This window comes from Bacillus cereus group sp. BfR-BA-01524, assembly GCF_022662595.1.
Classification (GTDB): Bacteria; Bacillota; Bacilli; order Bacillales; family Bacillaceae_G; genus Bacillus_A; species Bacillus_A thuringiensis_S.
Genome location: NZ_JAKUDW010000020.1, coordinates 20,723 through 43,164, shown reverse-complemented (window position 1 = coordinate 43,164; position 22,442 = coordinate 20,723). Strand labels below are relative to the sequence as shown.

Sequence of the window (22,442 nt, the reverse complement as noted above, 5' to 3'; positions counted from 1 at the left end):
AATACAGAATCGACCATTTCTATCTTTTTTATTAACTTTAAATTTATTTAAAGAAATTTTTTTAAATATTCGCCAAATATTTTATTCATAACTTTGGGGGTGTTTTCTAAATAAACATTAATTTGTTCAATGTTCGATTCAAATTTATCAGAGTTACTTTCATCTGTTGGAAAATCAGATATTCCTTTTATAATAATGCACTCAACATCATTCTTCTTACAGATATAAGCAATTGCGCCCGCTTCTGTATCGGCTATTATTATTTCGTTTTCTTTAAGTTCTAAATAGTCCTTCCACATAACTACTGCTTTATCAGCGGTGCCAATTGTTCCGGTATAAAAAACATTTCCATATTTTGATAGATCAATATCGACTATAAAGGATTGTTTAATAAAAGGCTCAATTTCTTTTACTGTACAATCATATTGAACAGCTTTATCGGGTACAAAAATATCCAAATTATTGAACTTATTATCTATTCCTGCACATGTTCCAGCAACGATTACTTTAGTTAAATTAAATTTGGAAATCATATACTGATTACCACCAACACCATTTACTTTTCTTACACCGGTACTATAAAAAACAAGTTCAGTATTATTAATTGTTCTCATGAAATACTCGCCATAAGGATAACCAAAACATTCGTTATCTTTTATGCTAAAGTATTCTAATGTCGCTTCATATTCCCACTTGGTTGCTATACTTATTCCTATCATCGACTTATCACCCTACAATATTCTAAATTAAGCTCAATACTTTCCATAGCTTATTCCCCCTTTTTTGGGAGGAATGGGCAAAGAAACCCATATAGCATTATTCTTTTTTTGATTTATAAAGTCCTTTTCTTATTGAACTATCTTGCCAGTTAGTCGAACAAGAACTATCTCATTTTTCGGGTGAATATCGTATACATATGTAGTTAACATAACGTCCTATTATCGGTAGCAAATACTTTCATAGAATCCTTGTATGTACAGGGGTTCTTGTTTTTTTGTCTATGTATCTCTTATATAGGATTTTATACATCATTGATGTAGCGGGGATATGAGGAATCCTCGCTTTTCTTTTTTGGCATGAAATTTTGTATGAAAACAGTTGAGTTATAATGCTTTATGCTGAAAAATAAAAACTTTTCTTTGAATTTGAAAAAGAAGGTGTTACACCCCCATGAGATCAATGGGACTTATATTCCACTTCTTTATCAGGATTATATTAAGAAGTGGAAATAGTATAAGTACCCAAAAAACGATAATAAAAACTGTATTCATCAGTTTCTACTCCTTATGTTGATAAAAAAGTTATTTATAACAGGAAGTATAACTCACTTATTAGTTAGTTCTGTGGTTCTCTAAAAAAGTTAGATGCAATGCAACAAACTGTTCCGGTGATTAGAATACTATACTTCACAGTGCTACCCGTGTGCTCAAATAAATTAGTTCCATTAAGCATTATAAGCCCCCAAAACAATTGACCCGCGCCAAAACCTAATAATATTTTTCCTATTCGAGAAAATTTTTTCATGCTTTTCCACCTCCCACAAACTAACTCGATTAAATGGCTTGACCGATGTGGGTTAATAATCAGAGGGGATGGCCTCTGATGTAAAGTTTCACTCTATCTCTCCGTCTCAAAAAACTCAATCCACTCCCCATCAGGACCAGCGAAGAATATGTAACGTGTTCCATCTGGTAATGTTTCGATTGCATCTCCTAGTAAAAAAGTTACTTCGTGTTTTCTTAGTTTTTCGATTTCATCTTCTAATGAATCCACTTTAAAGCAAATGTGATGTACTTTTCCTTCTGCCGGAAGAGAAGAATTGTAGCCTTCAATGAGTTCGAGTATCGTTTCCTTCGATTCTTCTACACCTAAAAAAGCGAGTTTTAAGTCTGGATTCGGGTGTCCCATACGTTTAATGAGCTGTAAGCCAACTACTTCTTCATAAAATGAGATAGATGTTTCTAAGTTTGCAACCATAAGTCCTACGTGTTCGATTCTTCTAACTGGCATGTAGATTCCTTCTTTCTGAAAATTATATATAAAATAATATTGAAAATTGAGAAAATAAGCAAGATAAAAACCTTACAAATTTTAGCGTGTTGTATGGTATAGTGAGAAAGTATGTTTGGGGAGAAGGAAGGAGATTATACGATGAATACACCTACTCAAACTCCTTCATTATCGGAAACGATGAAAGAGTGGCATTATGCATTAGCATATGAAATTAAACATTGGAAAACGATAGGTGGTAGTAAAATTTCTATCATGAACGGTCGTTTTTTATATACAGATTATGAGAATACAGTGTATGTATTTCAGCTTATTTCGGAAGTAAGCTTACCTGAAGGTTCACCAATTCGAATTGAGTTCGATGGTGAGGAAGCGACAGGAGAAGTATTATCTGTACATGGATTAGAAATAGAATTGAAATTAAATGATTATATACAAGGTGAAATAAGAGAAGCGGTTTTATACAGTGAACCGTGGCAACTTTTAGAGCAACTGCAAGAGCGATTGAAAGAAGCACGTAAAGATAAGTTGAAACGTAATCGTATAAAGCGTCTCGTTGATGGGACGAGTAGTCCGAAGCATATTGAGAAGATGAAAAATCCAAAAAATGAACTGGCATATCGCGCGTTTTACAATCCGACAACGTACGTATGGGGACCACCTGGAACAGGGAAGTCTTACAATTTATCACGTATTATTTCGGCTCATTATCAAAAAGGAAAATCGGTACTTGTGTTAGCTCATAGTAACGCGGCAGTAGACGTATTAATGAGTGAAGTAACGAAGCAAATTGAAAAGAAAAAGAAATGGACGCCTGGCGAAATTGTTCGTTACGGTTATAGTCAACATGAACATATAAGAAATCATGAAACGTTACTTGCATCTAAGTTAGTTGAAACGACGAACGGATCATGGGGTGAGGAAAGACTCTACTTAGAAGAAACACGCCAAGAGCTTCGTGAAAAAATCTTATCCTATAAGGCAACGTCCTCTGATAAGAAGCGTATGCAGGAGATTGAAAGTGATCTTCGAAAACAAAAAGCGAAAATTAAAGAAGTAGAAAAAGAATATATTGAAAATGCGAAAGTAATTGGTGCAACTCTATCAAAATGTGCAATTGATGCGCTAATTTATGAGCGTACATTTGATTTAGTTGTCGTAGATGAAGTGAGTATGGCGTTCGTTCCGCAAATCGCATTAGCTGCTTCACTTGGAAAACGTATCGTCGTTTGTGGTGATTTTTTACAATTACCTCCAATTGCGATGGCGAACCATGAACTCGTTCGCAAATGGCTTGGGGAAGATATGTTTTACCATGCTGGGATTGTTGATTCTGTAAATAAATCAGAAGCACATCCGAACCTATTTATGTTGCAGGAACAAAGACGTATGCATGCGGATATATCGAAGTTTACGAATTCATTTATTTATAAAAACAGAGTATATGATCATCCGTCTGTTTCAGAGCGTAAAGAACTTGCGCAATTGCAGCCGTTCGCAAATGAAGCGAGTGTTTTATTTGATACGAGCCAAATGGGAGCTTTTTCGTTAAAAGATGCTGCTTCTGGTTCACGTTTTAACATTATGTCTGGTTTAGTAGCGATGCAAATGATGTTAATCGGATTGTTAGACGGTGTTCAGTCGATTGGTGTTGTGACACCATACAGGGCGCAGTCACGTTTTTTATCGACGTGTATTAGAGAAATGTTGCAGAGAACGAAATATCAAAACATACCAGTTTTAGCGGCGACAGTTCATAAGTTCCAAGGTTCTGAAAGAGATATGATGATCTTTGATACGGTTGACAGTTATCCGCAAGAACGACCTGGCGTGTTATTCTTTGACCATAAAAATCATCGGCTCGTCAATGTAGCAGTGACAAGGGCGAGAGGGAAGTTCATTCAATTATCAGATTGCCATTATATGCGTAAAAACCTTTCGAGAAAACAAGCGTTATCACAATTAACAGCTCATATAGAACGTCATGGAGATGTGTATGACCGCACGACATCAAGACAATTGTGGGAACGGAAAATTTCGAAACGTCTACGCTGGTTTATGGAAATGAATCTTGAGGAAACGAAAGGGCTATTAAAAGATATTTTAGCCGCAAAACGAAACATTATTATTTCACTTCCAAGTACGAAACAAGTAGATAAACGAGTATGGCAAGCGTTAATGCGTACAAATGCACAAATAACAGTTTATAGTGACGGACCAGTTCCGCTGAAAAATGTAAAGTTACAAAGACAAAATAAAGCATTCCCGTTTATTGTAATTGATGATGAAATCTTCTGGGCAGGCGCACCTCTCACATCTCAAATGATGTTTGAAGGTAGTACGGAATTCCCGTACATATGTGCAAGACTGCAAGCACCAGAAACAATTGGTGTATTAAAAGGATTTTTAGATATTCGGTAAATTCGGATATGAATTCCTTGACTTTTAATTGGAATGAACTTAGAATAAATGTAATTTAATATAATTTTATGAAAATTCTTATCACGAGAGGTGGAGGGACTGGCCCTATGATACCTCGGCAGCGGATTCGTTATGAATACTGTGCCAATTCCAGCAAGGTAACTTGAAAGATAAGAAAGAAGCTCATTTTGACTGTATATACAGAAGCCTCTTTCTATCTTTTAGAAAGAGGCTTTTTTACGTGAAAATAAAGGAGGAAGAAAAATGGGAGCGACAGGAGTAGCGTCACAAAGAAAAGCAATTGAAGAAAGTATAGAAAGAAATAAGGAAAAGTACATAGAAACAAGTCATGACATTCATGCGAATCCGGAGATCGGAAACCAAGAGTTTTACGCATCAAGAACGTTAAGTTTATTACTAGGGAGTGCTGGTTTTCAGCTGCAACACAATATAGCTGGACATGAAACAGGTTTTATTGCGCGAAAAAGTTCAGGAAAAAAAGGACCAGTCATCGCATTTTTAGCAGAGTATGACGCTTTACCAGGACTCGGTCATGCGTGTGGTCACAATTTAATTGGCACAATTAGCGTTGCAGCAGCAATTGCATTATCAGAAACGCTTGAAGAAATTGGCGGGGAAGTTGTTGTGTTTGGTACACCAGCAGAAGAAGGCGGGCCAAATGGTAGCGCGAAATCAAGTTATGTAAAGGCAGGTTTATTTAAAGACATTGATGCGGCGCTTATGATTCATCCAAGCGGAAAGACAGCGACAACGAGTCCTTCACTAGCAGTCGATCCACTTGATTTTCATTTTTACGGAAAAACAGCTCACGCTGCAGCTTCACCAGAAGAAGGGATTAATGCATTAGATGCGGTTATTCAGCTCTATAACGGTATTAACGCACTTCGCCAACAACTTCCGTCAGACGTGAGAATTCATGGCGTTATTACAGAGGGCGGAAAAGCACCTAATATTATTCCTGACTATGCCGCAGCTAGGTTCTTCATCCGCGCAGCAACGCGAAAAAGATGTGCAGAAGTAACAGAAAAAGTAAGAAACGTTGCTGAGGGAGCAGCGTTAGCAACAGGTGCAAAAGTAAAAATCCATCAATTCCAAAATGAAATCGATGAATTACTCGTAACAAAAACATATAACGATATCGTAGCGGAAGAACTAGAACTATTAGGTGAAGATGTAAATCGTAAAGAAAGAGTAGGGATCGGTTCAACCGACGCAGGAAACGTAAGTCAAGTCGTACCGACAATCCATCCGTACATTAAAATCGGACCAGATGACTTAATTGCACATACGAATGAATTTAGAGAAGCAGCACGTTCAGAACTTGGAGATAAAGCATTAATTACATCGGCAAAAGCATTAGCAAATACGGCGTATCGATTAATTACGGAAGAAGGGTTGTTAGAGAAGGTGAAGGAGGAGTTTAAAGAGGCGCAGAGGAATCAAGGGTAAGTGAGAAGGGGGATTATACCCGGGATTTTTAGTAGGAAATTGAATGAAAAAAGAACCAGCCTATGGCTGGTTTTATTATATTATAAAAGAATTTTTTCACATACACTTGATATTTCTACCTTAGTGTCCTCTTATTAGAACGACAATTTCTCCTCAAACTCACTCTTTAAAACAATTAAAGGAGACGAAAAGCCAAATTGCATTAAAGAGTCTAAAAATGCAGCGAGAGAATCCATCGAATCGCTCATGACTTTCATCATATAATTAAACTCCCCACTAATTCGATATAAATCTGTTACTTCAGGAGCGGCATTACAAAATTGGATAAAATCAGAGCATTGGCTCGTTTTAAACATGATGAATGCTTGAATGTTTTTATTAATTTTGGAAGGCTCAAATTTCGTTCGGTAAGCTGCTATAACTCCTTGATCTTCAAGCTTGTTAATTCGTTCTTTTACAGCAGGTTGCGTCATGGATATAATTCGTCCGATTTCTGAAACAGAAATCCTCGCATTTTCATACAACAAGTTCATAATTTTATGATCGATTTCATCCAATTTTACTGCGTTTTGCATTGTGTAGCCACCTTATTTTATTTTTTTAAGTAAATCACAAATTATAACTATAATATCATAAGTGAACGAACTAAATTGCCTATAAATCTATATTTAAAATTATTGGTGTTTGTATGAAAATATAAGTATAGCATTCATCAAACGGAAATTTAGGAAGGATGGAGAAAATGAAGAATCTTGATGGGAAAGTAGCGTTAGTAACAGGAGCGAGTCGCGGAATTGGCCGTGCGATTGCGATGAGATTGGCGAAAGATGGAGCATTAGTTGCAATCCACTACGGCCGAAATAAAACAGCTGCAGATGAAACGATTAGTGAGATTGAATCTAATGGAGGAAAAGCGTTCTTAATTGAAGCTGAACTCAATTCAATTGATGGTGTCAAAAAGCTAGTAGAACAGTTAAAGAATGAATTACAAATAAAAGTTGGTACATCAGAGATTGATATTTTAGTAAACAATGCAGGGATAGGTACACAAGGAACGATTGAAAATACGACAGAAGAAGTTTTTGATGAAATTATGTCCGTAAATATTAAGGCGCCGTTCTTCTTAATTCAGCAAACATTGCCGTTACTACGAGCAGAGGGGCGTATTATTAACATTTCGTCAGCTGAAGTAAGACTCGGTTTTACAGGCTCAATTGCATACGGTTTAAGTAAAGGTGCATTAAATACGATGACACTTCCTCTAGCTAAGCATCTTGGAGAAAGAGGTATAACAGTGAATACAATTATGCCTGGATATACGAAGACAGATATTAATGAAAAATTGCTAGATAATCCGGAAATACGAAATTTTGCTACGAATTCATCTGTTTTCGGACGAATAGGGCAAGTTGAAGATATCGCAGATGCAGTAGCGTTCCTTGCTTCTTCTGATAGTCGCTGGGTAACAGGGCAGATTTTAGATGTTTCTGGTGGGTTTTGTTTATAGGGGCAGCACCCTATAAACATCAGATTAATATTTTTTAGTAGCTATAGAAACTCCATTCCTTAGAAATATTTTAACTACTAAGTTGTAAAAAGAACCGTAGTTTTCATTTTTGAATAAACTAGGGTCTTTTTAATTGTAAAGATATAATGCGAGGAAGGTTTTTTAAAAATTAAAAAACTTGATGAATTAGTTGCATAAAGAACTAAACGGCGTATATACTATAAATATCAAAAAAAATTGATGAAAGGAGAGTGAACTACAATGGCACAAAATTTTCAGTTATATGAGAAAAAATTTAAAGCATTAGCTGATCAAAAACGTTTAGAGATTATGTATAAACTTTGCCAGCGAGGCCAGACTTGTGTATGTGATTTAACAGAGATTTTTGAAATGACGCAATCTAAGTTGTCCTATCACTTAAAGATTTTATTAGATGCAGGTTTAATTGTAAAAGAAACAAAAGGTACGTGGAGTTATTATGATTTAAATGATGCGGAAGTAAACAATTTATTATCAGAAGAATTATGCTGTATCTTTAGAAAAACAGGAAAAGGTAGTTGCTGTTAAAATTTTGTACTATTAATCAAAAAAAATTGATTAATGATATATAAAGAGGAGGAATAAGGTATGAGATATGTTCACGTTGGTATAAACGTTACGAATTTAGAGAAGTCTATTGAATTTTATGAAAAGGTATTTGGTGTATCACCAGTTAAGGTGAAAACGGATTATGCAAAATTTTTATTAGAGACGCCAGGACTTAATTTCACGCTGAACGTACGAGATGAAGTGAATGGAAATCAGGTAAATCATTTTGGTTTTCAAGTGGATACAGCTGAAGAAATTACAGTACATAAAGAACGATTAGAAAAAGAAGGTTTCTTTGCGCGTGATGAGATGGATACGACTTGTTGCTATGCAGTGCAAGATAAGTTTTGGATAACGGATCCTGATGGGAACGAGTGGGAGTTCTTTTATACGAAAGCACAAAGTGATGTTCATAAAATTGAAGATCCATCTTGTTGCACGACTTCAAATGAGGTAGCTAAAAATTCTTGTTGTTAATAGGAGATGGAAAATAAAATGAAACGTTTATCTTTTCTAGACCGATATTTAACACTATGGATCTTTCTAGCGATGGCTGTTGGGATTGGTTTAGGGTTTGTGTTCCCTAGTGTAGTAGACGGACTGAATACATTACAGGTTGGAACGACGTCTATTCCGCTTGCTGTTGGTTTAATTGTCATGATGTATCCACCATTAGCAAAGGTTCGTTACGAGGAAATGGGCCGAGTATTTAAAGATGTAAAAGTGTTAGTGTTATCTTTAGTACAAAACTGGATTATTGGGCCGGTACTTATGTTTGTTTTAGCAATTATTTTTCTTCCTGATAAGCCAGAGTACATGGTTGGGCTCATTATGATTGGTTTAGCACGTTGTATTGCAATGGTAATTGTGTGGAATGACCTTGCCGATGGGGATAAAGAGTATGCAGCAGGTTTAGTCGCTTTTAACTCGGTATTCCAAATGTTATTCTTCTCCGTTTATGCATATGTGTTTGTAACAGTCATTCCAGAATGGTTAGGAATTGAAGGGGCTATTGTTGATATTACAATGGTAGAAGTAGCGAAATCCGTATTTATCTATTTGGGAATTCCTTTTATAGCAGGTATGTTGACACGCTTTGTACTCGTTAAGTTAAAAGGAAGACAGTGGTATGAAAAGGTGTTTATACCGAAGATTAGTCCACTTACATTAGTTGCATTACTATTTACAATCATCGTTATGTTCTCCTTAAAAGGGGAAATGATTGTTAGCGTACCACTAGATGTAGTAAGAATAGCGATTCCATTACTCATTTATTTTATTGTGATGTTTTTTGTTTCTTTCTTTATGGGAAGAAAAATTGGTGCAAACTATCCGGTGACTACAACGTTAGCATTTACAGCAGGTAGTAATAACTTTGAGTTAGCAATTGCGGTAGCTGTTGGTGTGTTTGGTATTCATTCGGGTGCAGCATTCGCAGCTGTCATTGGACCGTTAGTCGAAGTACCTGTCATGATTGCATTTGTAAATGTCGCTTTTTGGTTTAAACGTAAATATTTTAATGATCAATCAACTTAAAAACAAAGGTGGAAAACAACATGGAAAACAAAAAGACAATCTACTTTTTATGCACAGGAAATTCATGCCGCAGCCAAATGGCAGAAGCATGGGGGAAACAATATTTAGGTGATAAGTGGAATGTATATTCTGCAGGTATTGAAGCACACGGAGTAAATCCAAATGCGATTAAAGCAATGGATGAAGTAAATATCGATATAACGAATCAAACATCAGATATAATTGATGCAAACATTTTAAATAGTGCTGACTTAGTCGTTACACTTTGTAGTCATGCGGATTCTGTTTGTCCATCTACTCCGCCGCACGTGAATCGTGTTCACTGGGGATTTGATGATCCAGCAGGAAAAGAGTGGTCTGAATTTCAACGTGTTCGTGATGAAATTGGTGAGCGTATAAAGCGATTTTCTGAAACAGGGGAGTAAATAAGGTAAAGAGTCAATCTTTTATTGTATAGGGGATTGGCTCTTTTTTCTATATATAGTCACTATTGCATTGGCTTATAACAACTATCTCAACAAATACAGAATATTATGTGAGGATGATATAGTTAGAATGGTAGTATACCTCTATTAAATATGTATAGAACAATATTGATCATTAACAATGAATAAAATTTTGGTCTTTAGAGTAATCGAGATAGTAATCATAAAAGTAGTATGTAATAAAAAATTTTCAGATGAAAGGAAAAAAGGATGAAACACATAATAAAAGACGTATTAATAAATTATTTTAAAGAAATCCATACACTAATGGTGGAAGAAGAATTACATAAAAATAGCTGGCATACAGATTTACACTATAAAATTATGGTAAATGGAAAGCGATATTCCGCACGGTTTATGAATAGCAAGCGAATAATAAATCCAGCTTTTGGAGCGTTATCAAATGAACAATTGAAAGAGCAAGTGAGGTATACGTATTATTTACGTGAGCATGGAATGCCTTTTATGCAAATTAACAAGAATAAGTCAGGGGAGTCATTTACATTAGTCACTTGGAATGATGAACAGTACCGGTTTGTATTGTCTGATTGGATCGAAGGAAAACATATTACGCATTGTACAGAAGCTATCGCAAAAGCCTTCGGAAAGGAAGTAAGAAAGATTCATGATATTTCTAGTACATTTCAAAGCTCGATTTTTCAAAAGAAATCACATTTGGATGGGTATGCCCAGTTTATTGATATGTTAGAAAGTAAGGCAAGCGCATGTAAGGAATTACGGGAGTACATAGATCTTGCTAAATATCATATAGCGTGTGCATATACGAGTGAATTAGAGTTTATCGTACAAACAGACTTAAATCCTTTGAATGTTTTATGGGATTAAAGTCAAAAGGTAAAAGGAATTGTGGATTTTGAATCTATTAGTTATGTTGACCGCATTGAAGGGTTAGCCTTTTTAATAAAGTGGTATTCTCGAACAGAAGGAATACATTCGCATGAAGTATGTTCAATTGTTGCTAGTTCATTTTTAGAAGGATATAAGGCTAATAATATTGTAACCTCAAATGATTATAAGAGACTTTCTTCATTGTTATGGTTATCCGGTAGTTTGAATTGGGATTTTGTGAAGAAAACGCTAAGTATAATAAGTGATGAGAGGGAATTAGAAGAATATTTGGAAGTTTATAGAGTGAGGGGAGAAAGACTATCTTCATTATTAATTTGTAAATAACATGTATCCTCCTAATTTGGGATTCAAAAAGAAACCATATGAGGTGTTCTAAAAATGAAAATACAAATAGTGTTGTTTGATGGTTTCGGAGAACTTGTCTCCTTTGCACCTTTTGAGGTACTCAAAAGAGCAATAGAAGAAGGTGCTCCATTTACGGTTGAACTCGTATCAAGTGAACGGAAACAAGAAGTGACTACTTCATTTGGAGTTACGGTGAAACTACATGATTTTTTACGAATGGATAATCGTCCAGATTTGTTAATTGTACCTGGTGGTGGCTGGAATCATAAAGCTGAGAACGGGGCACGAAAGCAAGCAGAGCTTGGTACTTTAACTAAAATAATTAGAGAAATGCACAATGAAGGAACGATCGTTGCGGGAGTTTGTACAAGAGGTATGTTACTAGCTGCATCCGGTATATTGAGTGGTAAAAAGGCGACAATGCACCATTTAGCGCAGCATGAAATGAGTGAATATGGAGCAGAACTTCTTCCTTACAGAATTGTGGATCAAGGCGATAGTATTACTGCAAGAGGAGTTACTTCAGGGCTTGATTTAGGTCTTTGGATCACGGAAAGGTTCGCAAGTCCCAAAATTGCAGCTGCAGTTGAATATAGAATGGAATACGAGCGGCGAGGTGTTGTTTGGAAGTGATTTGACCGTAAGCATAGTTTTTTTGCTGTAGAGTGTATTACATATTTTAAAAGAGAAAGAGCCAATTCATATGAGTAGATTCTTTCTCTTTTATACTATATTGCTTATTTTTCACAGTAATATCTTTTTTGAAAAATTATAAAATAGATAATATATTTTGTTCCACAGTGATAATGATTTTTATTATATATTCATAAATTAGTAAAAATCAGTTTACAAATTTGTGTCTAGCTTATATAATTTGACTCATATAAAAAAGTTTCCCTAAGGAAACTTAAATGCGGATTTACATTCGTGTTATATTTTTTTGTTTAAAAGTTGCCTTTGTGCAAAATAATTACATATACGAAAAAAAGAAAGGGGAATGCATAAAAAATGGATGAGGCTATAATTGTTAAAGATTTGTTTGTATCTTATCAAGGGAATCAAGTAGTTCAAAATGTTTCCTTCGATATTGAAAAAGGAAAGCTCGTTGGAATTATTGGTCCAAACGGTGCGGGGAAATCTACTTTAATGAAAGCTGTTTTAAATCTAATTCCAAGTGATAAGGGATATGTTCAAGTTCTTGGAGAGGATATTCGAAGTGCTAGAAAGCATGTTGCTTATGTACCACAAAGGAGTGATATAGATTGGGATTTCCCGATTACAGTTTTAGATGTTGTTCTAATCGGAACGTATCCATCTTTAGGGATGATGAAAAGACCGAAGAAAGAGCATCGAGATTGGGCTTTTGAATGTCTAAAAAAAGTCGGTATGGAGGAATTTAAGAATCGTCAAATCGGTGAGCTTTCAGGTGGACAACAACAACGTGTCTTTTTAGCGAGAGCATTAGCACAAAAGGCAGAAATCTTCTTCTTAGATGAACCGTTTGTTGGAATTGATGTAACAAGTGAAGAGACAATTATTAAAATTCTTAGGGAGTTACGTAAAGAAGGGAAAACAATTGTCGTAGTACATCACGACCTAAGTAAAGCAGAATCTTATTTTGATAAATTACTATTATTGAATAAGAGCTTAATTCATTACGGAGAAGTAAGGCAAGTATTAGAACCAACTGTTATGTCAAAAGCGTATGTAAATCACGGCATATTGTTTAATAATGCAGCGGAGGTACATTCATCATGAAGATTGTAGAATTTATAGATGCATTAACGCAGTATAGTTTTCTGCAGAAGGCGTTATTAACTTCAGTTATGGTAGGAATTATTTGCGGTGTCATTGGATGTTTTATTATTTTACGAGGTATGGCATTAATGGGGGATGCGATCTCACATGCCGTTCTTCCTGGAGTAGCGCTTTCTTATATGATTGGAATGAACTATTTCATAGGAGCTGTTTTAACAGGTGTTATTACTGCAGTTGGAATCGGATTTGTAAGTCAAAATAGTCGAATTAAACATGATATGGCGATAGGGATTATGTTTACATCTGTTTTCGCGATAGGAATTATTTTAATTACCTTTATGAAGAGTAGTTCTGATTTGTACCATATTTTATTCGGGAATGTTCTATCAGTTCGTTCTTCTGATATGTGGATGACACTTATCATCGGAGTGGTCATTATTAGTCTTGTAATTTTATTTTACAAAGAATTACTCGTATCTACTTTTGATCCAACGATGGCGCAAAGCTATGGATTACCGAACAAATGGATTCATTATGGCTTAATGATTCTACTTACAATGGTTACAGTCGCTTCACTTCAAACTGTAGGAATTATTCTAGTTGTCGCTATGCTTATTACACCAGCGGCTACAGCGTATTTATTAACAAATCGTTTATGGGTCATGATTTATTTAGCTGCAGGTATTGGTGCACTTTCATCTGTAGTAGGGCTATATTTTAGTTTCTCTTACAATCTTGCTTCAGGTGCAACAATTGTTCTTGTCGCAACATTCTTGTTCGCATTGGCATTCTTTTTCTCACCGTCACAAGGTTTGTTTTGGAGAGCTATCAAAATTAGAAAAAATAGAGCAGAGTTGTCATAATTGATTGGAGGATAAAAATGAAATTTAAAAATGTTTTATTATCGGTAATTTGTATTTTCGTATTTGCATTAACAGCGTGTTCTAGTAGCACAAATGGAAAAGAAGAGGGCAGTGGAAAATTAAAAGTTGTAACTACATACTCCATTATATATGATATGGTGAAGCAAATTGGCGGAGATAAAGTTGAGATTCATAGTCTTGTTCCGATCGGAGCTAACCCGCATGAATATGATCCACTACCAAAAGATGTTATGAAAATGACAGATGCAGATATGGTATTTTACAATGGATTAAACCTAGAAGAAGGTGGAGCATGGTTTAAAAAGCTATTAAAAACGGCAAATAAATCAGCGAAAGATGCACCGGTTTATAAAGTAAGTGAAGGTGTAGAAGCTATTTACTTAGAAACAAAAGGATTAGAAAAAGAACCAGACCCACATGCTTGGATGAATATTAAAAATGGTATTTTATACGCTGAAAATGTGAAGAAGGCATTAATTAAAGAAGACCCTAAAAATAAAGAGTTCTATACTAAAAATGCCGATAAGTATGTAGCAGAACTTCAAAAGTTACACGATGAGACAGTGAACAGAATTCATCAAATTCCTGAAGAAAAACGTTTCTTAATCTCTAGTGAAGGTGCTTTTAAATACTTTGGAAAAGCATATGACATTAAGACGGGATACATTTGGGAAATTAACTCAGAGAATCAAGGTACTCCAGATCAAATTAGAGATGTTGTAAGTGCAATTCAAACAAACAAAGTGCCAGCTTTATTTGTTGAAACAAGTGTAGATCGACGTAGCATGGAAACTGTTTCAAAAGAAACAAACGTACCGATTGCAGGGACAATTTTTACAGACTCACTAGGTAAATCAGGTGAGGATGGAGATACTTACTTGAAAATGATGAAATGGAATATAGATACCATTATTAATGGGCTACAAAAGTAGGATCTATCTGTTTTTCAATGTAGCGTAACTATTGAATTTTTATACAATAAGAGATGAAAGAGCTAGCTCATATGAGTTGGCTCTTTTATTTATCTCAATATTTGCGGGTGGGTAAGACGCCCTCCTTAAAAATTCGGCGAATGTGAGGGAGTGTCGGGATGCACGTAAAAGCAAGATTGGTGTGGGCTATTAATCAGTGGGGGATGGGCCCTCACTGATTAAAGTTTCATTTTATAATTTTTTACTTTATTAAAAGTAGATTTGTTAGAAAGGATAATCATTTATTGATATAATGAATGGATGTGAAGTAGACAATAGATAGAAAAATACTTCTAGCGATTTTATACTTAAAATGTAGGGAGATTGAACAGAGTTATGGGGAATGAAAAAGAAATTAGTTCCGCTAAATTAATATGGAAGATGACGCGCCCGCATACATTAACGGCGACGTTTTCTCCTGTAATTTTAGGGACAGTGGCATCACTTTATGTTGCCAAAATTGATTGGCTTTTATTTATTGCGATGATGCTTGCATGTTTAGCGCTGCAAATAGCAACGAACTTATTTAATGAGTACTATGATTTTAAACGTGGATTAGATACCGCTGAATCCGTTGGCATCGGTGGCGGAATTGTCCGTCATGGATTGAAGCCAAAAAATGTGTTAACAGTTGCGCTTTTATTATATGTCGTAGCAGCTTTTATTGGCATTTATATTTGTATGAATAGTAGTTGGTGGTTAGTGGTTATTGGTTTAATTGGGATGGCAGTTGGCTATTTATATACAGGCGGTCCATTACCAATTGCGTACACCCCGTTTGGAGAATTAGTTTCTGGGTTGTTAATGGGGACATGTTTTGTACTCATTGCTTTCTATATTCAAACGAATACTGTAACGATTGAAAGTGTATTGATTTCCATTCCAATTGGAATTTTAGTAGGTGCAATCAATATGTCGAATAACATCCGAGATATCGAAGAAGATATTAAAGGTGGAAGAAAGACATTAGTAATCCTCCTTGGGAGAGAGAAAGCTGTGGTAACACTAGCGGTAGCCTTTTTCATTGCGTATTTATGGATTGCCGTAATTGTATTAATGGGTTATATAAGCCCTTGGGCATTAGTTATGTTCCTAGGTTTGAGAAAGCCAATTTCTGCAATTCAAAGTTTCCAAAAAGGGGCAAAGGATCCTGGATATATGCGCATCGCAATGAAATCAACAGCGATGACAAATACGATTTTTGGCTTCTTATTATCAGCAGGATTATTAATTAGTTATCTGTTTTAAATGAAAAATATTGTTAAGTAACTTAACCCCAGTTTCTCAATTTTAATATAGAGAGATTGGGGTTTTTATTTTGCCTTTGTTTCATGTTAAAAACAGTTTCATTTGAAATGCAAATACCAATAAATCGCAACTTCATCATTTTCAATATCCAAACCTTTATAAACAAGAAAATCAAACCCACCAATTACAAATCCACATTTTTCATAAAATTTACATGCTGCGACATTATTATTTTGCGTTTCAAGCATGATACCTGGCATATTGCCGTTTTTTGCCCACTGCTTTGCTTGATCAACTAATCTTTTACCAACTCCGATTGTACGATATTTTTTATCTACCGTTATATCTTCTATGTAAGCATAGTGATTCCAATTCTTTTTCAATACCATTAATCCAATGATTTGGTTATGTAACAGTGCTATGTAAATGACTTGATTAGGTTTATTTATATATTCATTGTAAGCGAGTTCTTCATTATCATCTTGATTTTGTAAATAACTTTTTTCATAACTAGGAACGTCTTCTACTGTATATGCTATATGTCTATTTACTTTGGAAAAAGAAAGAATTAACCGAGCATTCACTATAAAACTGTCATCAATCTCCGGGAGATTATCTAAATCATTTGTTTCTAACTCTCTAATTACAAGGTTCATCGGAGTACCTCCACATAATAATATTTCTTCTAGTTCTTCATTTGGTTCAAATGAATTCCAATTACAAAATTATAATAGAATTTCAATAGTATGGCCATCTCTGTATTTTATCTTTATACCGGTATGCTATTATCTTGATGTAAAAATGTTATTTAGAAAGAGTAGTATTTTTTATTTTGGATGTATATGCAGTTTTCAAATTTAACTGTAGTAGAGAAACAAATATTTTTTTAAAGAGTGGATGCAATACGCTATTCTTTAACTAATTTCGACATTATCTGCATTTTATCTTCACCTTCCTCTATTAGTCTATTTATTGTAAATATCAGCTGGAGTTAATGCTTGGCTGTATAAATAACGAGTATGAAAATTAGTAGGGAAAGGATTGAAACATAATGAAAGAATCACAAAATAAGAAAAAAACAAATGTAGTAACTAAGGCAATACTATCTCTAGGAGTTGTTTTAGCAACGACCTTTTTCATGTTCTTTTTAATAGGGAAATGGAACGCTATCCCAGCGAAAGGGGTAGCTAATGAAAGTATTAAGCTAGCTAATACGCAACAACAAGAAAAGAAAGAGGACACATCACTGGCAAAACAGAAAAGACCTGATGGAAAACCAGTAGGAAAGGTTGTTTATTTAACATTTGATGACGGTCCTAGCGAATTAACTGGGGAATTTTTAGACGTACTAAAAGAGCAAAATGTTGTTTCGACATTTTTTATGCAAGGTAGCAATTTGCAAAATACAAGTTTTCAGGAAAATGTAAAACGAGCAGTAAAAGAAGGCCATTATATTGGTGCACATAGTATGACGCATAATAGTGATAAGCTATACAAAAAAGGACAATTTGTACCGGAGATGAAAGAAACGTTAGCTCTTATTCATAATATTACGGGTACAACTCCTAAATTAGTCCGTCCTCCATATGGATCTGCACCAGGATTAAAGGGGCAGGAAATTCGTAATCAAATTGTAGAAGCAGGAATAAAAGTTTGGGATTGGACGATAGATTCAAATGATTGGAAATTAAAAGGTAACCCGCAGCAAATTATAGAGAATGTAAAGCGTACAACAACAGAAGATGTGGAAGTAGTTCTAATGCATGAAAAACCACAGACATTACAAGCGCTTCCGGAAATTATTAAATTTTATAAGGAAAAAGGATATGAATTTGGGGTATACAATGAAGCGGATCATTTTCAACTAAACTTTCAGAAAGATCAACGTCTATAGTATAAACATAATTATCTTAAAAAGGTGTTTTCCATTACTAAATCAATAACTAAGCCAAAAGTCGATTTCTTATTTTATAAAGAAATCGGCTTTTTTTATAAAATTGTACTTTGCGTATGAAGTCCTTGTTTTAGGATGAATATATTGAATTTATTTTAAAACAGAATTTGAGGACTCGTATTATTTTCTTTAAACTTATTAGTTAAGATTATTCGACAATCATATAAATAATAATTAAAGTATAGAACATACACATCTTAGGGAGGGCATATATGTGAAGAAATGGATAGAAATTACTCTGTACTCTTTACTTGGTATTTTAATTATAGGAAGTATTACGTTTTTGACTTGGTCTCAGTTTACTTATAAACCGACGAAAGAGGCTTTGTCGTTAGTAGATGATAAAAAAGATGAAAATTATATAGTTTTTGGAGAGAAAGATGCAAAAATAGGAGTCATTTTTTATCAAGGAGCTAAAGTAGAAGCGGAGGCTTATAGTTATTTAGGAGAAGCTCTTGCAAAAGATGGGCACTTTGTAGTAATGCCTAAGTTGCCATTAAATTTAGCGATATTTGGAATCAATACGGTAGATAGTGTAATGGGACAGTATCCTGAAGTTCAAAAATGGTATGTTGCTGGGCATTCAATGGGCGGAGCTATGATTTCTAAGTATGCCTTTCAGCATGAAGAAAAGGTAGACGGGATTATTTTCTTAGGTTCTTATCCTGCAGATGACTTCTCTACTAAGTCGATTCCAATGTTATCAATTTACGGGGAAGTAGATGCTTTAGCAACTGTCGAAAAAATAGAGAACAATAAAAAGTTAATGTCAAAGAATACTACTATGCACATGATAAAAGGGGGAAATCATGCTAATTTTGGCATGTATGGTGAGCAAAAAGGTGATAATGCGAGCTTGATTACGCCAAAAGCACAACGTGATGAAACCGTGAAAGTAATTGAAGAATGGTTATTAAAACAATGATAACGAATTTAATAAATCTACCGAAAAAATTCTCCGAGCGGTAGGTGGGAGAGGTAATAAAGAGCCAAATCGTATGAATTGGCTCTTTATTTATTTGCTATCTCCAATTGTTCCCTTATTTTCTCTGGAATATCCTTTTTAGAAATAATATCGTAAGAATACACATACTTTCCTTTCACATGAATTTTTAAGTAAGTTTTTCTTATAAAATCATTAGGTGTGTTCGTTCCAACTTTATATTCTTTCTCATTGCTTAATTCATCAACACCTTTTAGTGAGTACATAGCTCTTCCTTTATGATGGTAATCCGGAACGCCATATCCTTTCGCAACGGCGTATACATTTTTTTCTTCAGCAATCGGATTAAATCTGTCTAAATCCCCGCGTAATATGAAAGGTAGTAAGTATATAGGAAGGCCTATTCCTAATATGCAAATTACAAATTTTCTCATTATCGTTTCTCCTCTTGTTCATTTACATGCTTCAGTATAGAAAAAAATTCTTATGAATATAGAGGGAAATTCCTTAAAGTTTTCTTAATAAAGTTTAACCGTGTGAAAAAAACTAACTTGAGCATTAAGCTTACGGAATGAATAACCAAATAACTTTTTTCTTTCTTTTTTGATATTTCTTAAGAACCTATCAAGAAATAAGTGTGTTTTAGGATTTAGAATAAATATATCTTACAGTAATAAGAGAATTATCTAAATAAATTAGAGTATAACAATTAAATAAAGTATCTTGTGGGGGGCTGCTTTCTTTTGGAATAGAGAATCCCATGGGGCAGTTACATGCAATGCAGGGCTGTGCTTCTATGGCACTGAAAAATCCAATGATAAAAAAAGAGGGGGAAGGCATTTTTTATTGAAGTTTGTTAATGATAGATTTTTAACTAGTTAGGGGGGATCGTAAAATAGTTTATTAATCTCTTTGATAATTTTTATTTTCCTTATAGTTGGCATATTGTATTAGAAATTTTTAATTTTGAAGGGAGAATCAATAATTATGGGTAAGAAAAGAAGAACAAGTAATAAGTTATTACTTGTTAGTGCAATTTTTTCAATAACAATTCCCTCAGTCTCATATGCGGAGGAAGTAATTTTACCTGAAAATTTTACGAGTTCTTCAAGTTTGTATGAGGGACGGAATACGGAAGTATTGAAAACAAGCTTATATCCTGATACATATAATTATCCGTTTAACCATCAATTTATTTCGAAATTAAAGGAAGCAAACACAACTATAAAAAAAGTAGACAATAGTGATGATGAAAATCCTATTATATCTACTACTCTTTCATTTATTCGCCATATGAATAGTGAAGATTATAAATCTGCATTTGATTTAACCTCAAGGTCATTACAGAAAATAATATCCGAAGAATGGCTGAAGAGCTATTGGGAGGGACTCCCAGTACAATTACAAGCAGGTTCTTTTATAGAAATTGGAGAGGTTACACAAAAAGAGACAAATCCTGTTCATACAAATGTGGAGATTCAATTAGTTTTTGAAAAAATGACTGTACCTTTACTAATTAAACTAGATCCATCTGGAAAAATAGACGATTTTCAACTCAGCATGTCGTTTAGTCCTGTTGCAGAGCGTCCATCATATAGTAAGCCTGAATCATTTATTGATAAAGAAGTAGTAGTTGGAAGTGGTGCATTTCCATTACCAGGAACATTGTCGGTTCCAAAAGGAAAGGGTCCTTTTCCAGCGGTTATTCTTGTTCAAGGATCAGGAGCAACTGATCAGGATGAAACAGCGTTTGCTTTAAAACCATTTCGCGATTTAGCTGAAGGTCTTGCATCGAAGGGAATTGCTGTCCTTCGCTATAATAAAAGAACTTATGAACATGGGTTGAAAACACAATTCAGTCCCTTTTATACAGTTGATAAAGAGACAACAGATGATGCTCTTCTTGTAACTCAATTTCTTAAAAATGAGCCTTTAATAAATAAGAATCAAATATATATTCTTGGTCATAGTCAAGGTGGAATGATGCTTCCGAAAATGATTGAAAAAGACCAAAATAAAAATATTGCTGGGGCAATTGTAATGGGAGGGCCAGCTCGTACGATCCAAGACGTTGTTTTAGATCAATTTGAGTACCTTTTCTCTATTGGAGCAATGAACCTGGATCAATATAAATTCTACAAATCGCAATTTGAATTATTAAATGATCCCAATTTCTCTGGTCAGAATCCCCCAAAAGATTTTTACTTAGGATCAGCAGTATTTTGGGATTCTATCCGTAAAATTAAAGCGGCAGAAATGTCAAAAGAACAAAAGATACCGCTTCTTATTATTCAAGGAGAAAGAGACTATCAAGTTCAATCAAAAATCGAAATTCCTCTTTGGAAAGAACAATTAAAAGAACGAGATAACGTAGATTATCGACTATATCCAAAGTTAAATCATTTCTTTACAGAGGGTGATGGGGAAATAAGTAAGCCAGATGAATATTATAGTCCTGCTAATATCCCTGAGTATGTTATAAATGATATTGCTGCTTGGGTGCAAGGCAAATCGCAATTAAATTAGCAACTATATGTTTTAATAAAGACTTTCTTTCCGTAATCAAAATAGAAATATTTTTATTAGGTTATATGTTTTTTAAAAGCACTCTTTGAAAAGGAGTGCTTTTTTATTTTTCTATGATTTCTATAAAATAATGGGCTTGCCTTCCAAACAAATTGTTATTTGTAGCGCTTTTATCAAAGCAAAGTTCTTGTGACATTTCTTTGATATTAAAAACATGAATAACCTATTGTGTTAAAATTTTGGAAATTTAGATTTAACATCTTTAAAATAGGTGTATTACATATTACATAACAACTAAATAAAAAATCTAAAGGAGGAAAGATACCATGAAGATTATATAGTAACAATTGTTCTCTTCTAATTCCATATATCTTATGTTGAGAAATAAATTATAAGTGGCTTGATAAAGTTAAAATGAATGATTGACATAATATTTTGACGATAATATAATGAATCTCGAATTCAAGATAAGTTGTAAAGGATTGGTAATTATGAGCGTGATTAACGATGAGAGCTTATCTTTAAAGTTATTTGTTATATTATCAAGGGAATTACAGTTAATCACTAAACGTATTGAAAAGGATATAAAAATTTATGGACTTAATTCAACTGAATTTGCAGTGCTTGAGCTACTATACAATACAGTAAAGCTGATCAGCCTATAAAAAAATTGGAGACCAAAATATTACTTGCAAGTAGTAGTATCACGTATGCATCAATTACTTCAGAAAGTATTGAATTGGTGACACTAATTTTTCCTCAGCATAAAGAGGGGATTCGGAAAATATTTGGTAGTTTGGACTATATTGAGAAAAAATGATAATTAAACAGTTGAAAAAGTTAGGATATTATGCACAGAAATTGTAAGTTTTTAGAGGTTATTTCTGTTTAGTAATATCCTAATTAAATATAAATTAAATAAATAG

The 22,442-nt window shown here is 34.2% G+C and carries 21 protein-coding genes, 3 pseudogenes and 1 riboswitch; of the genes and pseudogenes, 17 read left to right on the top strand and 7 right to left on the bottom strand.

Annotation, left to right across the window (positions count from 1 at the left end):
- Window positions 1-47: 47 nt before the first annotated feature.
- From MR170_RS09545 to MR170_RS09535, 3 genes are all read right to left on the bottom strand, one after another.
- Entirely contained in the window at window positions 48-719 is a 672-nt protein-coding gene (locus MR170_RS09545; protein ID WP_242308091.1) for a 5'-methylthioadenosine/S-adenosylhomocysteine nucleosidase family protein, read from the bottom strand.
- Window positions 720-1,335: 616 nt separating this feature from the next.
- Window positions 1,336-1,524 (bottom strand): hypothetical protein, encoded by a 189-nt coding sequence (locus MR170_RS09540; RefSeq protein ID WP_016081030.1) that lies wholly within the window; start codon window positions 1,522-1,524, stop codon window positions 1,336-1,338.
- A gap of 93 nt (window positions 1,525-1,617) precedes the next feature.
- Window positions 1,618-2,010 carry a VOC family protein gene (locus MR170_RS09535; protein ID WP_043937132.1) on the bottom strand — a complete coding sequence of 131 codons (393 nt, stop codon included), beginning with the start codon at window positions 2,008-2,010 and terminating at the stop codon, window positions 1,618-1,620.
- Window positions 2,011-2,121: 111 nt separating this feature from the next.
- Between MR170_RS09535 and MR170_RS09530 the strand changes: the two genes are divergently transcribed.
- Window positions 2,122-4,431, top strand: a complete 2,310-nt coding sequence (locus tag MR170_RS09530) for an AAA domain-containing protein (RefSeq protein ID WP_140163704.1) — start codon at window positions 2,122-2,124, stop codon at window positions 4,429-4,431.
- 75 nt (window positions 4,432-4,506) lie between these two features.
- Window positions 4,507-4,608, top strand: a riboswitch (SAM riboswitch).
- Window positions 4,609-4,695: 87 nt separating this feature from the next.
- On the top strand, window positions 4,696-5,901 hold the full coding sequence (locus tag MR170_RS09525) for a M20 family metallopeptidase (RefSeq protein WP_098640883.1): 1,206 nt from the start codon (window positions 4,696-4,698) through the stop codon (window positions 5,899-5,901).
- Between the two features lie 134 nt (window positions 5,902-6,035).
- Here MR170_RS09525 and MR170_RS09520 read toward each other — a convergent pair whose 3' ends face one another.
- Entirely contained in the window at window positions 6,036-6,476 is a 441-nt protein-coding gene (locus tag MR170_RS09520; protein ID WP_242308089.1) for an Lrp/AsnC family transcriptional regulator, read from the bottom strand.
- A 167-nt stretch (window positions 6,477-6,643) separates the two neighbouring features.
- Here MR170_RS09520 and MR170_RS09515 point away from each other — a divergent pair, with 167 nt between their 5' ends.
- The 11 genes and pseudogenes from MR170_RS09515 to menA all read left to right on the top strand — a co-directional run bounded on the left by MR170_RS09515 (window position 6,644) and on the right by menA (window position 16,093).
- Complete coding sequence (locus MR170_RS09515) at window positions 6,644-7,408, top strand: SDR family oxidoreductase (protein ID WP_016081035.1); 765 nt, start codon at window positions 6,644-6,646, stop codon at window positions 7,406-7,408.
- 261 nt (window positions 7,409-7,669) lie between these two features.
- On the top strand, window positions 7,670-7,975 hold the full coding sequence (arsR, locus tag MR170_RS09510) for an arsenical resistance operon transcriptional regulator ArsR (protein ID WP_242308087.1): 306 nt from the start codon (window positions 7,670-7,672) through the stop codon (window positions 7,973-7,975).
- Window positions 7,976-8,035: 60 nt separating this feature from the next.
- Window positions 8,036-8,473, top strand: a complete 438-nt coding sequence (locus MR170_RS09505; protein WP_016081036.1) for an ArsI/CadI family heavy metal resistance metalloenzyme — start codon at window positions 8,036-8,038, stop codon at window positions 8,471-8,473.
- Window positions 8,474-8,491: 18 nt separating this feature from the next.
- Entirely contained in the window at window positions 8,492-9,532 is a 1,041-nt protein-coding gene (gene arsB, locus MR170_RS09500; RefSeq protein WP_242308085.1) for an ACR3 family arsenite efflux transporter, read from the top strand.
- A 20-nt stretch (window positions 9,533-9,552) separates the two neighbouring features.
- Window positions 9,553-9,957: an arsenate reductase (thioredoxin) gene (gene arsC, locus MR170_RS09495; protein WP_242308083.1), complete on the top strand. Its 405-nt coding sequence runs from the start codon at window positions 9,553-9,555 to the stop codon at window positions 9,955-9,957.
- Window positions 9,958-10,227: 270 nt separating this feature from the next.
- Window positions 10,228-11,211 (top strand): annotated as a pseudogene (locus MR170_RS09490) (phosphotransferase).
- Between the two features lie 54 nt (window positions 11,212-11,265).
- Window positions 11,266-11,865 carry a DJ-1/PfpI family protein gene (locus MR170_RS09485; RefSeq protein WP_242308082.1) on the top strand — a complete coding sequence of 200 codons (600 nt, stop codon included), beginning with the start codon at window positions 11,266-11,268 and terminating at the stop codon, window positions 11,863-11,865.
- 375 nt (window positions 11,866-12,240) lie between these two features.
- A complete protein-coding gene (locus MR170_RS09480) occupies window positions 12,241-12,990 on the top strand; it encodes a metal ABC transporter ATP-binding protein (protein ID WP_071759155.1) in 750 nt (249 codons plus the stop codon).
- Complete coding sequence (locus MR170_RS09475; protein WP_242308080.1) at window positions 12,987-13,853, top strand: metal ABC transporter permease; 867 nt, start codon at window positions 12,987-12,989, stop codon at window positions 13,851-13,853. The genes MR170_RS09480 and MR170_RS09475 overlap by 4 nt, the downstream gene beginning before the upstream one ends.
- Before the next feature lie 17 nt (window positions 13,854-13,870).
- Entirely contained in the window at window positions 13,871-14,806 is a 936-nt protein-coding gene (gene mntA, locus MR170_RS09470; RefSeq protein ID WP_242308078.1) for a manganese ABC transporter substrate-binding protein/adhesin MntA, read from the top strand.
- Window positions 14,807-15,181: 375 nt separating this feature from the next.
- Entirely contained in the window at window positions 15,182-16,093 is a 912-nt protein-coding gene (gene menA / locus MR170_RS09465) for a 1,4-dihydroxy-2-naphthoate polyprenyltransferase (RefSeq protein WP_242308075.1), read from the top strand.
- A 98-nt stretch (window positions 16,094-16,191) separates the two neighbouring features.
- Here the strand turns inward: menA and satA are convergent, their stop codons facing one another.
- Window positions 16,192-16,749, bottom strand: coding sequence for a streptothricin N-acetyltransferase SatA (gene satA, locus MR170_RS09460; protein WP_043937148.1), 558 nt, complete (start codon window positions 16,747-16,749; stop codon window positions 16,192-16,194).
- Between the two features lie 395 nt (window positions 16,750-17,144).
- Here satA and MR170_RS09455 point away from each other — a divergent pair, with 395 nt between their 5' ends.
- Window positions 17,145-17,987, top strand: a complete 843-nt coding sequence (locus MR170_RS09455) for a polysaccharide deacetylase family protein (protein WP_016081046.1) — start codon at window positions 17,145-17,147, stop codon at window positions 17,985-17,987.
- A gap of 274 nt (window positions 17,988-18,261) precedes the next feature.
- Window positions 18,262-18,972, top strand: coding sequence for an alpha/beta hydrolase (locus MR170_RS09450; RefSeq protein ID WP_242308073.1), 711 nt, complete (start codon window positions 18,262-18,264; stop codon window positions 18,970-18,972).
- Between the two features lie 86 nt (window positions 18,973-19,058).
- On the opposite strand, the gene MR170_RS09445 is transcribed toward MR170_RS09450, so the two are convergent.
- The gene (locus MR170_RS09445) at window positions 19,059-19,424 is read right to left on the bottom strand and encodes a YxeA family protein (RefSeq protein ID WP_242308070.1); all 366 of its coding nucleotides are present in this window, start codon (window positions 19,422-19,424) and stop codon (window positions 19,059-19,061) included.
- A 553-nt stretch (window positions 19,425-19,977) separates the two neighbouring features.
- Between MR170_RS09445 and MR170_RS09440 the strand changes: the two genes are divergently transcribed.
- On the top strand, window positions 19,978-21,516 hold the full coding sequence (locus MR170_RS09440; protein WP_242308067.1) for an alpha/beta hydrolase: 1,539 nt from the start codon (window positions 19,978-19,980) through the stop codon (window positions 21,514-21,516).
- A 118-nt stretch (window positions 21,517-21,634) separates the two neighbouring features.
- On the opposite strand, the pseudogene MR170_RS32685 reads toward MR170_RS09440, so the two are convergent.
- Window positions 21,635-21,712: pseudogene (locus tag MR170_RS32685) on the bottom strand (acyl dehydratase); the annotation flags it as partial.
- A 295-nt stretch (window positions 21,713-22,007) separates the two neighbouring features.
- On the opposite strand from MR170_RS32685, the pseudogene MR170_RS09435 reads away from it, so the two are divergent.
- Window positions 22,008-22,383: pseudogene (locus MR170_RS09435) on the top strand (MarR family transcriptional regulator).
- The last annotated feature ends 59 nt before the right edge of the window (window positions 22,384-22,442 follow it).

What these genes read in the sequence shown, in the direction of transcription:
- MR170_RS09545 (WP_242308091.1), bottom strand. Translation starts at nt 719, where the DNA reads ATGATAGGAATAAGTATAGCAACCAAGTGGGAATATGAAGCGACATTA.
- MR170_RS09540 (WP_016081030.1), bottom strand. Translation starts at nt 1,524, where the DNA reads ATGAAAAAATTTTCTCGAATAGGAAAAATATTATTAGGTTTTGGCGCG.
- MR170_RS09535 (WP_043937132.1), bottom strand. Translation starts at nt 2,010, where the DNA reads ATGCCAGTTAGAAGAATCGAACACGTAGGACTTATGGTTGCAAACTTA.
- MR170_RS09530 (WP_140163704.1), top strand. Translation starts at nt 2,122, where the DNA reads ATGTTTGGGGAGAAGGAAGGAGATTATACGATGAATACACCTACTCAA.
- MR170_RS09525 (WP_098640883.1), top strand. Translation starts at nt 4,696, where the DNA reads ATGGGAGCGACAGGAGTAGCGTCACAAAGAAAAGCAATTGAAGAAAGT.
- MR170_RS09520 (WP_242308089.1), bottom strand. Translation starts at nt 6,476, where the DNA reads ATGCAAAACGCAGTAAAATTGGATGAAATCGATCATAAAATTATGAAC.
- MR170_RS09515 (WP_016081035.1), top strand. Translation starts at nt 6,644, where the DNA reads ATGAAGAATCTTGATGGGAAAGTAGCGTTAGTAACAGGAGCGAGTCGC.
- arsR (WP_242308087.1), top strand. Translation starts at nt 7,670, where the DNA reads ATGGCACAAAATTTTCAGTTATATGAGAAAAAATTTAAAGCATTAGCT.
- MR170_RS09505 (WP_016081036.1), top strand. Translation starts at nt 8,036, where the DNA reads ATGAGATATGTTCACGTTGGTATAAACGTTACGAATTTAGAGAAGTCT.
- arsB (WP_242308085.1), top strand. Translation starts at nt 8,492, where the DNA reads ATGAAACGTTTATCTTTTCTAGACCGATATTTAACACTATGGATCTTT.
- arsC (WP_242308083.1), top strand. Translation starts at nt 9,553, where the DNA reads ATGGAAAACAAAAAGACAATCTACTTTTTATGCACAGGAAATTCATGC.
- MR170_RS09485 (WP_242308082.1), top strand. Translation starts at nt 11,266, where the DNA reads ATGAAAATACAAATAGTGTTGTTTGATGGTTTCGGAGAACTTGTCTCC.
- MR170_RS09480 (WP_071759155.1), top strand. Translation starts at nt 12,241, where the DNA reads ATGGATGAGGCTATAATTGTTAAAGATTTGTTTGTATCTTATCAAGGG.
- MR170_RS09475 (WP_242308080.1), top strand. Translation starts at nt 12,987, where the DNA reads ATGAAGATTGTAGAATTTATAGATGCATTAACGCAGTATAGTTTTCTG.
- mntA (WP_242308078.1), top strand. Translation starts at nt 13,871, where the DNA reads ATGAAATTTAAAAATGTTTTATTATCGGTAATTTGTATTTTCGTATTT.
- menA (WP_242308075.1), top strand. Translation starts at nt 15,182, where the DNA reads ATGGGGAATGAAAAAGAAATTAGTTCCGCTAAATTAATATGGAAGATG.
- satA (WP_043937148.1), bottom strand. Translation starts at nt 16,749, where the DNA reads ATGAACCTTGTAATTAGAGAGTTAGAAACAAATGATTTAGATAATCTC.
- MR170_RS09455 (WP_016081046.1), top strand. Translation starts at nt 17,145, where the DNA reads ATGAAAGAATCACAAAATAAGAAAAAAACAAATGTAGTAACTAAGGCA.
- MR170_RS09445 (WP_242308070.1), bottom strand. Translation starts at nt 19,424, where the DNA reads ATGAGAAAATTTGTAATTTGCATATTAGGAATAGGCCTTCCTATATAC.
- MR170_RS09440 (WP_242308067.1), top strand. Translation starts at nt 19,978, where the DNA reads ATGGGTAAGAAAAGAAGAACAAGTAATAAGTTATTACTTGTTAGTGCA.